The 13,380-nt window shown below is 60.8% G+C and carries 14 protein-coding genes and 1 pseudogene; 1 reads left to right on the forward strand and 14 read right to left on the reverse strand.

The features are described from left to right. Positions 1-398 precede the first annotated feature (398 nt). The 14 genes and pseudogenes from BUB57_RS00005 to BUB57_RS16380 form a co-directional block, all read right to left on the reverse strand. Entirely contained in the window at positions 399-677 is a 279-nt protein-coding gene (locus BUB57_RS00005; protein ID WP_073060054.1) for a type II toxin-antitoxin system HicB family antitoxin, read from the reverse strand. Positions 678-775: 98 nt separating this feature from the next. Next, positions 776-1,030 carry a hypothetical protein gene (locus BUB57_RS00010; RefSeq protein ID WP_073060057.1) on the reverse strand — a complete coding sequence of 85 codons (255 nt, stop codon included), beginning with the start codon at positions 1,028-1,030 and terminating at the stop codon, positions 776-778. Between the two features lie 104 nt (positions 1,031-1,134). Further along, complete coding sequence (locus BUB57_RS00015) at positions 1,135-2,751, reverse strand: phage tail tape measure protein (protein WP_073060060.1); 1,617 nt, start codon at positions 2,749-2,751, stop codon at positions 1,135-1,137. After that, positions 2,739-3,209 carry a hypothetical protein gene (locus tag BUB57_RS00020; RefSeq protein ID WP_073060061.1) on the reverse strand — a complete coding sequence of 157 codons (471 nt, stop codon included), beginning with the start codon at positions 3,207-3,209 and terminating at the stop codon, positions 2,739-2,741. Before BUB57_RS00020 ends, BUB57_RS00015 begins: the two co-directional genes overlap by 13 nt. Beyond that, positions 3,206-3,742 (reverse strand): hypothetical protein, encoded by a 537-nt coding sequence (locus tag BUB57_RS00025; RefSeq protein WP_073060064.1) that lies wholly within the window; start codon positions 3,740-3,742, stop codon positions 3,206-3,208. The genes BUB57_RS00020 and BUB57_RS00025 overlap by 4 nt, the downstream gene beginning before the upstream one ends. Before the next feature lie 447 nt (positions 3,743-4,189). Then, positions 4,190-4,486, reverse strand: a complete 297-nt coding sequence (locus BUB57_RS17340; protein ID WP_407670314.1) for a major capsid protein — start codon at positions 4,484-4,486, stop codon at positions 4,190-4,192. An 86-nt stretch (positions 4,487-4,572) separates the two neighbouring features. After that, positions 4,573-5,259, reverse strand: a pseudogene (locus BUB57_RS00030) (major capsid protein); the annotation flags it as partial. 10 nt (positions 5,260-5,269) lie between these two features. Next, positions 5,270-5,644, reverse strand: coding sequence for a hypothetical protein (locus BUB57_RS00035; RefSeq protein ID WP_073060067.1), 375 nt, complete (start codon positions 5,642-5,644; stop codon positions 5,270-5,272). A gap of 693 nt (positions 5,645-6,337) precedes the next feature. Next, on the reverse strand, positions 6,338-7,222 hold the full coding sequence (locus BUB57_RS00040) for an FRG domain-containing protein (RefSeq protein WP_200796381.1): 885 nt from the start codon (positions 7,220-7,222) through the stop codon (positions 6,338-6,340). Then, entirely contained in the window at positions 7,191-7,745 is a 555-nt protein-coding gene (locus BUB57_RS16815) for a hypothetical protein (RefSeq protein WP_200796382.1), read from the reverse strand. Before BUB57_RS16815 ends, BUB57_RS00040 begins: the two co-directional genes overlap by 32 nt. A 6-nt stretch (positions 7,746-7,751) precedes the next feature. After that, on the reverse strand, positions 7,752-8,522 hold the full coding sequence (locus BUB57_RS16370; RefSeq protein ID WP_143159545.1) for a hypothetical protein: 771 nt from the start codon (positions 8,520-8,522) through the stop codon (positions 7,752-7,754). A gap of 295 nt (positions 8,523-8,817) precedes the next feature. Further along, positions 8,818-9,369, reverse strand: a complete 552-nt coding sequence (locus BUB57_RS16375) for a hypothetical protein (protein ID WP_143159546.1) — start codon at positions 9,367-9,369, stop codon at positions 8,818-8,820. A 329-nt stretch (positions 9,370-9,698) separates the two neighbouring features. Further along, complete coding sequence (locus BUB57_RS00045) at positions 9,699-11,039, reverse strand: HsdM family class I SAM-dependent methyltransferase (protein WP_084731871.1); 1,341 nt, start codon at positions 11,037-11,039, stop codon at positions 9,699-9,701. Positions 11,040-11,063: 24 nt separating this feature from the next. Then, the gene (locus BUB57_RS16380) at positions 11,064-11,888 is read right to left on the reverse strand and encodes a hypothetical protein (protein WP_143159547.1); all 825 of its coding nucleotides are present in this window, start codon (positions 11,886-11,888) and stop codon (positions 11,064-11,066) included. Between the two features lie 887 nt (positions 11,889-12,775). Between BUB57_RS16380 and BUB57_RS00055 the strand changes: the two genes are divergently transcribed. Further along, the gene (locus BUB57_RS00055; RefSeq protein WP_073060075.1) at positions 12,776-13,363 is read left to right on the forward strand and encodes a hypothetical protein; all 588 of its coding nucleotides are present in this window, start codon (positions 12,776-12,778) and stop codon (positions 13,361-13,363) included. Positions 13,364-13,380 lie beyond the last annotated feature (17 nt).

Consider the following 13,380-nt stretch of genomic DNA (forward strand, 5'->3'; position numbering starts at 1 on the left):
ACGATATCGCTTCTCGTTTTGCTTCACAAAGATTTCGCGCCCCAGAAAGCTATAGCGTAAATGTAGTGATCATCACTATCGGTCGCGGCCCGCCATACTGCAACCGTAAGTCGCTGTTATTAAAGACATTTCTCAAGGACGCGCCGGGGCAGCCCCACCATTAGCCCCACCAGAGAACATGACTGGCGCTGACCGATTGCGAGCGACGTTGCGTCGTTTGCCCGCCCGTCCAGCCGCCCGGATCCGCATTTCCCCGCCCCGAGGATTCGCGCCGTCGCCCGTGCAGCGACCCCAGCCGAAAGCCCGGCTTCATCCTCTGGCCGTCCTCCCTCAAGGGCGACGTGAACCGCCGGTCCTTGGCGACTGGCGGCCACAACAAGGCCGAGGGCGTTTCTGGTTCAGCGCCTGCGCCACGGCACGGTGACAGAGGTTGCCCCCGCTGCGATCTGGGCCTGCACCTCGGGGCGCGCCCGGATCACGTCCAGCGCCTCGGGTTCAACGTCCTCGGCATCCTCAAACCAGAGGTCGAGCGCTTCCACGGCGGCGCGCTGCACGTCCGCCCAGCCATCGGCAGCGGCGAAGCAGCCGGGAAGATCGAGGAAGGTCAGGCCGAGGGCGCTGCCCTCGTCCTTATGCACAATCGCGGTGTAGCATCGCATCTCTTTTCCCACGCTCATGCCACCACCTGCGCCACAAGGTCGGCCTTGAAGGCAGCACGCGGCATGGCGGCAATCATATCTGCATCCGCCGCCGCTGACTACCGCGCCGCCACCCCTCAATCCGTCAGCCCGGACTGCAGCGCCGCGCGCTGTTCCGAAGCGTGCCGCGCCAGCGCCGCCCGAACCGCCGCCTGCACCTCGGCCGGGGTGCCGTTGCCGCCCTCAACCGATAGCGTGCCGATATGCACGCGGGCGTCGATTGCCTGCGGCTCGCGCACGAGCAGCGGCTCCGGGATGACCAGCGATTGCGCGGACATGGTGCCGGCCTCGACGTCGAAGCCAGCGCCCGGCGGCGGCGGGATCGCGTGCAAGGCCGGTGCCGCCGGAATGCTGGCGGCCGCTGCGGGCCGGCGCTGGAAACGGTCGGGGCCACCTCGACCGAGAAGCTTAGCTTCTCCTTGAGATAGTCCGGCGTTCAGCCGGTGATCTTCGCGACGAGGCCATCCACGGCCCCGCTCACCCAATTGGACAGCGCGGACCATCCCGCCTTGATGCCTTCCCAGATCCCCACCACGAAAGCGCGGCCGGCGTCATACCACGCCGACACCTTCGCCATCAGCATGTCGACCAAATCGCCCACCAGCCCGTTTACGGTGTCGACGCAGGTGCCGATGACCGATGCGAACCCCCGGTCCAGCGAGAGAAGCAGTTCCCGGCCGACTTCCAGAAGGGAAATGCCGGTGAAATACTCGAAGACCGCGTCGATGCCGCGCACGATATGCACGACCGGGTTGAACTCAAGCAGCAGCGCCGCGACACCCTGCATGAACCCCTCATCAAAGGCGACGGTGACGCGGCCCCAGAGGCCGGACCAATAGGCAAGGAACTCGTCCCAGCGCTGCCAGAGGACATAGGCCGATGCCGCCACGGCCGCCACGGAAGCCAGAAACCAGCCGAACGGGGTCGCCATGATGACCTTAGCCAGATGACCCAGGCCAAGGGACAGAAGGCCGATGCTGGATAGCAGAGGGCCGCTGACATAGAGCGCCAGCAGCGCAAGCGCGGCGACGGCGGGGCCGCCGATGTAGTCGATGACGGGGCGGATATTTTCATAGAACCGCGAGAATCCCTCAACAAGCGAGGCGAAGCGCTGACGCAACTCCGAGGCGGGATCGAGAATGGCACGAATTGCGCGCGTAATCCCGTCGACCACCCGCTCGATACGGGTGCGGATAAGCTCGCGGTTCGCATCAACCCATTCGGTTATCGTATCGACGGCCTGCTGGAACACGGGGATCAGGCCGGCACCGATGCGCAAGCGCATTCCCTCGAAACGCTTCATCAGCCCCGACCACGCCGTGTCCAGATCGGCGGCGGCCGCGACCACGTCATCGCCGAGGACGATTCCCAACTTCCGGGCCTCGACACGCAGGCCCCAGATTTCTTCTGCGCTCATGCCGGCCATCTTCACGAAATCGGCCCCGGCGCTGCCCCCGAAAATATCGTTGAGAACCCGCATCTGCGATTGCTGGTCGAGCTTGGAGGTTTGCTCGATAATCTCGCCGAGAAGGGCGGCAGGATCTTCCATCCGCTGTTTCAGGATGGACGCCGAATATCCCAGCCGCTTGAAGGCATCCGCAGCGGGTCCCTTGCCGGTGCGGATGAATTGCCCGGCCCGAAGGTTGAGTTCCCGGAACCCGTCCGTAAGCGTATTCAGTTCGACGCCGCGCGTGCTGGCGGCATGCTTGAGTTCTTGTAGCGCCTCGGCCGAGACGCCGGCGCGCCGGGAAAGGCCGTCCAATTCCACGCTAAGCGTGGTCGTCTGTCGCACAAGGGCGGCGGTGACGGCGAGCAGCCCGCCGCTGTCGAGACCGATTGCGGCGGTGAGACGGCCCAGCCGCGAGGTGGTGCGCTTGAAGCCTTCGCCAACGGCCCGGATCTCGCGTCCGAGATTGCGGGCGCTGCGCGCGATGCGGTCGAGTCCGATGCGTTGCGAAAGCCGGGTGAATGCGGCCTGAATGCGCTTGATGCCGGCCGTGACGTTGTCGACCAGCGTCAGCTTGACCTGCGCGACAGCAGCTACTGTTGCCATGTTTTTGCCCTCCTAAGTATGATCTCAAAGCCCAGCGCCTGCGCCAGTGCCACGAGGTTCGCCAGCGCCGGGGACTGCCGACCCGCTCGCCACGAATATGCGGCCTTCGCGCTGATCCCGGACTTCACCTCAAGATCGAAGACGGTCAGGCCCGCCCGATCTTTTTCCGCGAATAATGCTGCCATGGCCCCACGCTGGTCGGTGAGGCTGATTTCCCGGGGGCCGGCCCCGCTCGCCCGCGGGGTCTGGACGAGGAACACGTCGAAGCCGAGCGCCGAGGCGAAGGACACGAGGTTGCGGATCGATGGCGAGGCATCACCCCGCAGCCAGTATTGGGCGGAATTGATCGCGACCCTACCCCGCTTTCGCAGCGATTCGGGCCGGACGCCGAGGCGGTCGCGTTCCGCGAATAGCAGGGCCATGGCCGCACGCTGGTCGGACAGGTTGATTTCACTCATTCGCTATCGCCCATGACCGGCTCGGTCGGCTTGTGGTAAGGTGCCGGCACCGCCAGACCTTCCAGCAGCATTTCCCGCATGCGCGCGTCGAGCACCGCCATCAGGCGAGCGGGGTCGATTTCCAACTCTGCGGCCATGCTGCCGCCGTATCGGTTCGCAAAGTTCAGCATCAGGTCGCGCAGCGCCCGCCCGAATGCCCGGACCGCCCGGCGCGCTTCCTCGCGGTCCACGGTCTCCCTGCGGGCTTTCCGTGCGTTCTGCTCGGCGATATCGGCCTGCGCCAGCGTCAGGCGGATGCGGGCGTCGTTGAGGTCCACCGGCGGCCGGGCCGCGCTGCGCCCCTCGTCGGCGCGCGAGTTGATATTGGCACGGACCCACGCGAGGGCATCGGCAACCTTTACGTGGCGGCCGTCAGCGGTCAGCGGCAGGCCCTTGCCGACCAGTTTGGTGATGTAGCTTGGACTGACCCCAAGCCGCTTTGCGAACGCCGATTTGCTTTCGGCCTCGGCGGTTGCGTTTTTCTCAACACCCACGGCATTTCACCTTTTCACCTAATCTGGAAAATCTGCGGCTAGCGAAATCTTGCGCGGCCGCGTCCCCCGCATCCCCACCCCTTCCCGGAGGACCCGTCGCCTTAAAGTTGCGGCGCTGTCGCGCGCTGGGCGGGCCGTGGGCGGCGACCTGCGTTTCGCGCACCTCAACCACGACGCGCACGAGGTCGGCCCCTCCTGCCTCGCCTCACGGGCTGGCCGGAGCATCTGGCCGCCTTGGGGCCGGGGGTTCGTTGTGCCGGGGAAGATTTGCGGCGTCATAGGGGGCTTCCGAGAGGGCTGCGATTGGTGGCCGGCGGGCAAAGGGGCAAGCCCGCCGGCCTATGGGGACGGGCCTCGCTAAACCGCCCCCATATTTCTGCGATGCGAGGAAGCACCGCCTGCGGCCCCGCCCCCTCTCTCAAGAGGGCCGGGGGCCTGATTTCTGCCCTAAATAGTGAGCATCAAAAGCATTTCGGGGCGGGTGGCGATAAACAGCGGGTAGCTGTAGACCTCGGGCCGGATCCAGTGGTCGCGCTGGGTGTCACGGATCAGCATGGAATAAAGCGGCAGGCCGATGGTGTTGGCGGACTCGAAGCCTTCGCCCGGAGCGAACGCCCGCTGAAAAGCCCCGGGGACTCCGACCGGGAAGACCCGGGCTTCGGCGCTCCTGATGCCCAGCGCAGATTTCGTGCCGTGGGCCGCTGCATCCGAGAAGCTATCGACACCGCGATAGTTGATGAACACGATCCCGCCAAGCGCAAGCGCAGGGGTCGAGCCGAGCAGGCTTTCATCCTCGCTGCCCGCACCCCGAAGGCCCGGTTGAGAAGCTGGGCATCAGCGGTGTTCAGGAAGGTTTCCCGAACGCTCTTATGGCCGGTCAGGGAATCAAAGAATTCATCGCCGCACAACGCCATCCCATAGGAATCAGCGTTCCAATTGCCGGCGCTTTTCTGGATGAGCGTTCTCAAAACCGCGCGGGCCTTGATCTCGACCACAATCGCGGGATCGTCCAGATCCATGGAAATTGCGGCCGGTTTCGCGATGCCCCATTCATCAAACCAGTCGTAAATAACGCTGCCGTCAGCATCGTAAACCACGCCCTGCACCGCCCCGAGCATCATGTTTTCCCACGTCAGTTCCACGTCCGAGACGAGGTTGCGGGCGTAGCGACCCATATAGGCGATCATTTGCTCAAGCTCCGATTCCTCGCCGAAGGCACGAAGATTCTGGATTTCCGAGGCTTGCAGGGTATGGCCCTTCGCGATCCGGGTGGTTTCGAAGCTGCGCAGATTCCTGCGGTCACGCTCGCCTTCCCAGGGCGGCGTCCCCCGAAGCGAGGTCGGAATTATGGAAAGGGTGTTGCCCCGGCGTTCGATGCTGACAGAGGTTGTCGCGGTGGGGATATCCTCAAACAGGCCCAGCGAGCCGAGCAGGTCGGGCTTGAACTCGTAATCCTCAAGCGCCTCGGTCATGGTGACGGCGGAAAAGGCGTCGTCGTTGAAAATGTCCATGTGCATGGTGTGATCCTTACAGGCGGTCGGCCGGGTGACGGCCGGCGAAGGGATTGCGGTCGGACAGCGCCTTACGCCAAGCCTTGGCTACGGCGCTTTTGGGGGCGGGCTTGGCGTCCTCGGAGGTGATTGCCCGCCGCCATGCCTTGGCAACGGCCGGCTTTGTCATCGCGCGGCGCGCGCCGGGTTCCCTGCTGCTGGGGGCGGTGGCGGGGCTGGACCAACCCAGCCCGGCGACCGCTGCCTTGGCCTCGGCGCGGGAAACGCCGGCCGCTTCGGCGAATCCAAGAGCCGCACGCGCCCATTCCGCCGCCCCGGTGCTATCGCCCTCGTCGGCGAGGCGTCGAGCGCTGGCGACCGCGTTGTTGTAACGGCGTTGGTGCAGGCTCATCAGACTTCCTCCAATTCCAGAAGCCAGATCGCCGGATCCGCATCCTTGCGCCGCAGGGCTTCTATGCCGGCGACCTCGGCGTCACGGATCCCCACCTCAAATGCCCCGATCCTGCCGCGCCGCTTTCAACCTTTCCCCACCCCCACCCCCTAAAGGGGGCGGGGTGGTGGTGGGGAAGATTTCAGGGTCTGAATTCTTCCCCACTTCCCCCACCTTTCCCCACCTCGTTTTTCAAGGTGGGGAAGCCCATTCCCCGACCTCGATAATCGGCGTTTCGCGCCCCTTGTTCGCGTCTTGAATGCGCTCAACGATCAGCGCGCCGGAACGAATCCAAGCCTTGAGAAGCGTCTTGATCCGGGTCTTTCCGGCGGGATCATCGGAGGCGATGCCGCGTTGGCCCGGAGGCGAACGCGCTTCCACATTGCGCTGTAGAGAGCCGGAGGGCCGCTATGAAAAAGCCCCGGCGCAGAAGCGCCGGGACCGCATTTCATTAGCCATTTAGGAGGGGTATAGCGTAGGTGTAGTTCTCCGTTTCGTCGGCTTCGGCCCGCCATAACCGCCGATTGCCCTCTATGGCGCGATATTGCCGCCGATTGCCGCATTTCACCGGGTGAGATAGCAATCCGCCGATTCTACGCTACAGCCCTAGAATTCATGGCCACATCATATCGGATTGAGGGCGGAGCCACTCCGTCAAACCTCTGGATGATCGTCGGACGTAGTGCTGGTAGCCATTCTGACCGGCTCCGGTGACTGGTGCTGATCTCGCAAATGAACTGCGGTCTGGTCAATGCTTGGATAGACGGTCGTGGCGTTGATATTGATGCGGTCGAGCTGGTTGAGAATGTGCGCCTTATTCTTGATCGTCACCCGGCTGATCTCGATGCCGTCCTGTCCTGCATCGGGCAACGCGGCTTCGTGGCCGAACAGCAGGAAGGCTCCGGACTGCGATTTGATCCGGGTATTCGTGCGCTTCGCCTTTACGCAGATGATAGAGCCCAGGTCGTCAGGAACGATCCGTCCCTCGAAAAAACCCTTCTCGGACTTGATGTGGTGGAGCAGCTTGCCGGCGACATCCGTTGCGTTGAAAGCGTCTTGGTCGAGGCTGAGGTCTATGTCGTTCTTCTGCGCATAGGTCAGATTTGAGAGGTTGGATAGGCAACTGACGGTGTCAGAATCATAGTATTTCACGCCGTCCGACGCGACTTGGAAGACGATGACCTCGCCGTCGATGCCGAGTTGATCTGGCTTGCACGAGCAGGCAAAGAATAGTGCTACCAGCGGATTTCCGGAAACGTCGAGCAGCCGCGTAGGCAGGCCGTAATGTTGCATGCGCACGAGGCGGTCGAAGCAATAATCATCGCCGTGGAACTCATCGTGATGGGCGATCAGCAGCTCTTTGCAGAGGCGATCCTCGCTGGGCATGAACTGCCAGTCACCATTATCCCATTTGCGCAGCAGAGACGGGGTCAACTCATAGCGCGCGTCACTGTGTCCCCTGAAGAATGTCTCAGTCCCCACCTTCGCCGGCGAGCTGTAGAGAAGCTCAAGACCGCTCCACGCTGTCGGCGTTGCCAAGAATCTTTTTGTCGCGAGGCGGCGGTTGGACTGCGGCGGCGGCGTCGGCAGGAGCATGCGCGGCCGCGATAACTTGGGCAAGATCGGGCTTCGCTTCAGCCAGCCGGTTAAGTATTTCACTAGCATCACCTTCACGGACGGCCCAATGGGTTCGATAGAGTTGAAACTTATCCGCGCCAAACACCGTGCGAGCTGCCTCAATGCTCTCGAATTCCACCTCGCCGAAGTTGATTAAGGTCTCGAAGGCGGCGGAGACCTCCTTATGTCCGAGATTGACGTTGGAAACCCGACCATATTTGATCAGCATGGAGACGGCGTCTGCGCCCGACTTGATCTCGCTGCACAAGAAGGTCGGTAGCTTTTCTAGAAAGGCGAGTGCTGTAACATCGAGGCTTTCAAGTCGTTTTTCGGTGTCCGGCGGCGTATACTCGAACATACGTCCCCGACCCATGCTGATGTCATCGACGTTGCCCTCGATGTATTCCCAGTTTCCAAAAGAGATGTAGTTGAAAGTTTCCGTCATGCGTCGCTATTCCGTGCTCTCTGCACCACATGGATCAGAGGCCGGTTGCGTGCCTGATACACGAAGATCGACCCAAGTATGATGTAGATGAAATGGAGAAGACGCATCCGAACGAATTATCTCATGAGATGCGACGTGTAGTGCAGGTGATCCTGAAATGGGCGATAACTTGGGAAGTGATGTAATTCCCGCACTACCTAGATTATGATCGATGTCGGACCAGATCGTATCGATGTCCATCGATTGAATATAGCCGATCATGCCGCCGCCGGCGTCGTCCTTGCCATAGAGGTGCGACTTAGCAATGTATCGGCCTACGCCTTGCGCCACATAGTTTGTGTTGAAAATCCACGCACCGATTGGTTGACCTAAACGCTTGCACTCGACGACATAGGTTCTTGTAGAGCGGTCAATATCTGTTGCCTGATCGTCTAAGAAACTCCCCTGAAAGTCAGGGCGCTTATTTTCGCGCGGCGTCCTCTCTGGATCGTCTGGGCTAGGTTGATTATTTGCTTCGTAAGCAGCGACTAGGTTCCAAGTGTGCTCTCGGCTCAAAGCAGGGCTTGGAGATAACGAGAGAAGAGTTCTGTGACGGTCGGCGGCAATCCGCCTCATCCGAAAGAACAATTCTCGATTGAGGTCATTTTCGCACGACGCGACAAACCCATTTTCCTCGGCATCCTCAGCGAGACGCTGGAGCCCAGCTTTGACAATATCTTGGACTTTTTCAACAAATGACGGCCATAGATTGATCGAAACCTCGTTCAGCCCAGCCATCCCGTTCAACCCTTGCCACGCACAGCAAGTTGTACGAACAAGGCTTCGGCGTCTTCTCTAGCGGTGCTGGCCGTCCAAAGCCGGCGTGTATTCTCCCGCAGAATAATAAAGTTGTCGGCTGTCGCTGCCCTGACAACACGCTTGGCATAAAACGCAGGTGAAATCGGTTGATCGAGTGCGTCAGCGCACCGCGCGACAATCGATTCCCACTTCCTGTCATGGCTTTGCTGTGCCGATATATCTTCGCCACCCAAAGCGAAAACCACAGCGACTGCATCGCGAGCCGGCGAAATAGCTACCTGCCAGTGGAATTCTGTACCCTCGGGCAACTGTGCGTTCCAAGCCTCCAGAAAGGCCCGCAGGTAAGGCTGCAATCCAGTACGATCGGAGTCGCCGGAAAGTCTGCTTGTGTACCGTTCAAAGTCCCAGCTAACGTTAAGCGTTTGGTTGCCTCCGCTTCCGCTCCTTTCCAGTAGAGTTCGTGGTTCTCAGCCCAGAAATCCTCAATTAAATCACGTTCAGCCTTGGAAAGCTCAAACAAATCGAAAATGGCTTCATCGAGTACACCCAGCCAATTTTCTTCAGGATTCTCATGTGAGGACGTATAGAAAAGCCCACGTGCGAGGGGGTCGTGAGATGGGAGATCGCGCAACTGGGCCACGGCTTGCACAATGCGCATTGCGGCTTCGTCATGCTTCACCTTCGGCATGCCCCATGAAGGCTTAAGGCGTACCGGCATGCGGAGCAGGTCACGGGCAGTGACTTTGTCATGCCACCCGCCCCAACTGCCGGCGGTCATAAACAGCAGGTAGCGGCCTAGCGAAGACCACATCACTCCGAGCACCAACTGAGCTTCCTTCTCAGTGAGATGCGGCAATGGAATGCAGTAAAAGCTATGCCGGAACGAGAACTCGCGAGTCTCTAGTCGAGCGACAGGACCAACAGGCTCCCTCACGCCATGGGTAATAACTAGGCGTTGTCCGCTATAAATCCGTTGATCGGGGTCTCGTTTTATCCCGGTCGGTGGTGGTACAAACCACCCTTCTTGCAAGCGCCCAAATGGCTGCACCTTTCGGTTGCTAAGTTCAGGTAAGGTCGCAAGTTTTCCGGAAGGGACGGTGTTGCCGCGTTGCCAACCGTAGCGTGGTTGTGGATCGGCGCTCCTGACCGTTTCCCCTAGCGTCCGCTCCAACGCCAGCCTGGACAGCAGCGCTGCGTCATGATGCCCCCCCACCAATAGGCTTTCCAAAGATAGTCGGCATCGGCCAGATCGCCTTGAGCTACGACGCGTCGGTCAAGCGGGACGGCTGCCATGGACCGCAACCGATCTACAGCTCGAACCCGCCTTGCATTCCAGATTACAACCCGATCACCGGGCAACGGCGAGCACCTTTCAGCTAGCAAGAATGCAAACGGCGCGACTGCTTTCGCGAAAAACACACGGCGCACATGCGCCATGTTCACCACTTGCCTGAGCGCCGCATGTGTCAACAGATTCCCGCGAAATGCTCTGCTCGTATCGCGGTCATTCCAGAATACCTTCATGCCGACGAGAAGCCCCAGCCTCCCGCCTTCTCGAAGTAACGTCAGAGCACGATGAATGAAAAGCTGGGAGTAGGCTCCTTCGCCCTCCGGAAGTTTGAATGCGGCTGCCCAGCTACGAGGGAGGGACGGCGCTTCCTGCCAAGGGGGGTTGCCGATCACGACATCGAAGCCGCCGAGCGGCAGGTCCAGAACTCCGGCATTAGTCAGCAGTCTGACGTCGCCCGCACGACCCTTATAGGCTTTCTTGGCGGCTACGCGCTTCGAGAGTAACTCACGTTCATCGTTAGTCAGCGCAAAAGCGTCTGAAACAATGAGTATCCCAAAGTGTTTTTCGTCGCGCGGGCCACTGTGCAGTAGATAAGGCAGTGGCCCTCCCGAGGCGATATCGGGTGGCTCCTGTTGATCAAGAAGCGCTAGGTAAAGGCTGAACGCTGCGACACGGGCGGCTTCCGCATTGATTTCGATGCCGAAAATGCGATTCTGGAGAATGTCCCGCAACTCATCTGGCGATAGCTTACGCTTCCGGCTTTGGGCCTCGTAGCGGACGATCCTGCGAAACGCTTCCACAAGGAAGATTCCCGACCCACAAGCAGGATCAAGTATCTTCGGATGGTGCGATAAGCAGATTGGGGTCAGCGTCCTTCGCAGTGCATCGTGAACAAGGTTAGCTGGAGTGTAATGCGTACCCGCGCCGTGTTTTAGTTCACCTTCCTCGAAAGCATCTTCTTCGGGACCCTCGTCAATGACGAGGACGGACGTGTCTGCATTGTCTGCTTGAGGCAAAGGATAGGAGGAATTATTTTTTGTTCTTCTGGAAGTCTCCTTATTGAGAGCGTCATGATAGAATTGCTCGTAGATGCTGCTGATCAGGGCGAGAGGGACTACCTCAAAATCGTACGCCCAGAAAAATAGAGGCTCTTGACCAGCCTGAATCTCTCCAAGCAGGAATGCACGCAGGAGCTTCAGTGCCACCTCGTCGAACCGCTTTTCCCGCGCTTATCCGAGTGCGAACAGATCGCCATTAAAGTCCGTGGACAGCTTTTTGAATAGCGCGTGGGTAAAGTCAGCGTCGCAAAGCACCCTGTCGTAGAGGCGCTGCTTTCCCGGCGGCCCAAGCACGGGAATAGCTCCCTCGCTATAAAGCGCTGTCTGCCATGTCTGATTATTGCCGGCCACTTCATCAAAATAGGCTTGCGTCAGTACACCCCGATCTTCCAGGTATCTCACGAGGATCGAACGGCCGATGAGAGCATGTGCCTCGGCCATCGAGAGGCCCGTTGCCTCAAGCTGCGAACGGACATGCCGCAGATCATCAATGAGGCGACGGTCAGCCCGAGCGGGTGCAGAATTTCCCACTTCCATTAGCCCCTGCAGATCGGGGCCATATTCATCGATCTCGCGCGTCAACTTGAGCACATCGGCGGCAGACGAAAGCACCCGCCAAGGATCACTTGGCGGCCCTCCTCGCTTCGGCGGTGTATTCAGATCGTAAATTCGGAGTTCCTGCGGGAGTGCAACGAAAAGACAACGAGGCTCCGTCATGCACCAAGCACGACGATAGAGTTCTCCCAGCGCCACCTCATCGGACGCGCCTTGAGCGTCACTGAAGACCGCGACGGGATCGCCACGAACGAAGAGCACTTTTTCCGCTCCGAGCCGCTTCGCGAGACTCAGCCAATCACCAAGATCGGTCCAGCGGGAAGCAAAGCTATCCTTTTCACTGAGCACACCGGGCTGCGCGACAGCATCAAAGAGATCGTTCGACCTCTCGGAGAACGCGCTATATAGTTGATCTAGAAGCTCGCGGCCTTGGCTATCCATGGCACATCCCGATCAACATATATAAGGTTGGCCGCCTCATTAAACGGAACACCATTTGTCAAGGTGGGCGAGGTGATCAGCGTTCCGCGTCATGGCCGCCCTCAAGGTCAAGCGGGAGCAAGAGCTGCTTTGCATCCATCCCCTTCAGAAGGCGAAGCAAAGCGTATTCGACGATGTAGCTTTTTGATAGCTCCGGCTGGTGCCGTTGGGCCAATTCCTCAATGGCGCGGTTGGTCTTTGGGTCCAAGCTGACCGAAAATCTCACTTTTGATGACATACCGCAGATTCCCCATAGTGCACCACTATGCACCACATTGGTGCCAAAGGGAATCCCCTAGTTGGAATGCCGAAGCTGTATCCGCGCGGCAGAATGAAGTTTGATGGCCGCAGCGCACGCCGCTGGAGCGCTCGACGTCACGAACGCTCGCTTGTACCTCAATTTTGGAGGGCTATAGCGTAGGTGTAGTTCTCTGTTTCATCGGCTTCGGCCCGCCACATTACAGACGCAAGTTTCTGTTATTAAATTATTTTTCCAAGATTTCGCCAGAACGACCCACCACTGGCCCCACCAAAGAACATAACTGGCGCTGAACGATTGCAAGCAATGTTGCGTCGTTGCCAGCCCACCCAGCGGCCCCGATCTGCATTCCCCCACCCCTGAGGATTCGCGCCGCTACCCGTGCAGTTATCGCGCGCTCCATGCAACGGACCAGACGGTTGGGCGCCCGCCCGCTGTTCGGCCCCGCCGCGGTCTTCCGCGCCTTCATGTCGGTGGCTCTGGGCGGTGGCGGCTAGGCTGCGGCGGCCGGATGCGCCCGGCTGGAACATCTGCGGCCGTTGCGGGTTCACCTGCCTTGCGCCGATCCGGCGCAGGGGAGGAAATCGAGATGACCGCATCTTTGAAGATACTGGTCGCCAGCCTGACGCTGGTTGCCACCGGCACCGCCTATGCCGATTGCGCCGCCGACCTGGCGAAGTTCGAGGCCGAGACCTCGGCCGCGGCCGACGGCATTGCCAAGGACGGCTCGCTGGCGCCGCTGCAGGGCGATACCGCCACCGACACCACGGCAGGAACTGCGGCCACCGGGACCACGGCCACCGGAACCACGACACCTGCGGACGCGACAACCGCAGACACGGCGGGCACGGCAACCACCGACACGACCGCGGGCACGACGACCGGCACCACCACTAACACCACCACAGGCGCGGGTGACGCGGCGGATGGCAACGAGATCGCCAAGGACGGCAGCACCGCGCCGCTGGAAAGCACCAGCGGGGCCAGCAGCGACGTGGCCATGTCCGGCCAGGACGCGCAGGCGCAGCAGGAAGGCCAGGCCACCGCCGCCCAGCAGGCCCAGGCCGAATCCGGCACCGACGCCCGCGCCACCGCGCTGCAGAAGGCCCGCGCCGCCCTTGCCGCCGGCGACGAGGCCGCCTGCCAGGAGGCGCTGAAGCGGGCCGCCGCTTCCTGACCCGACGCCACTCGGCG

It is taken from the genome of Paracoccus solventivorans, assembly GCF_900142875.1.
Lineage (GTDB): Bacteria > Pseudomonadota > Alphaproteobacteria > Rhodobacterales > Rhodobacteraceae > Paracoccus > Paracoccus solventivorans.

Bases quoted from the DNA above. Each gene is read 5' to 3' on its own strand.
- BUB57_RS16380 (WP_143159547.1), bottom strand. From the start codon at position 11,888: ATGGATAGCCAAGGCCGCGAGCTTCTAGATCAACTATATAGCGCGTTC.
- BUB57_RS16370 (WP_143159545.1), bottom strand. From the start codon at position 8,522: ATGGCTGGGCTGAACGAGGTTTCGATCAATCTATGGCCGTCATTTGTT.
- BUB57_RS00055 (WP_073060075.1), top strand. From the start codon at position 12,776: ATGACCGCATCTTTGAAGATACTGGTCGCCAGCCTGACGCTGGTTGCC.
- BUB57_RS16815 (WP_200796382.1), bottom strand. From the start codon at position 7,745: ATGACGGAAACTTTCAACTACATCTCTTTTGGAAACTGGGAATACATC.
- BUB57_RS00020 (WP_073060061.1), bottom strand. From the start codon at position 3,209: ATGAGTGAAATCAACCTGTCCGACCAGCGTGCGGCCATGGCCCTGCTA.
- BUB57_RS00005 (WP_073060054.1), bottom strand. From the start codon at position 677: ATGAGCGTGGGAAAAGAGATGCGATGCTACACCGCGATTGTGCATAAG.
- BUB57_RS00015 (WP_073060060.1), bottom strand. From the start codon at position 2,751: ATGGCAACAGTAGCTGCTGTCGCGCAGGTCAAGCTGACGCTGGTCGAC.
- BUB57_RS00035 (WP_073060067.1), bottom strand. From the start codon at position 5,644: ATGAGCCTGCACCAACGCCGTTACAACAACGCGGTCGCCAGCGCTCGA.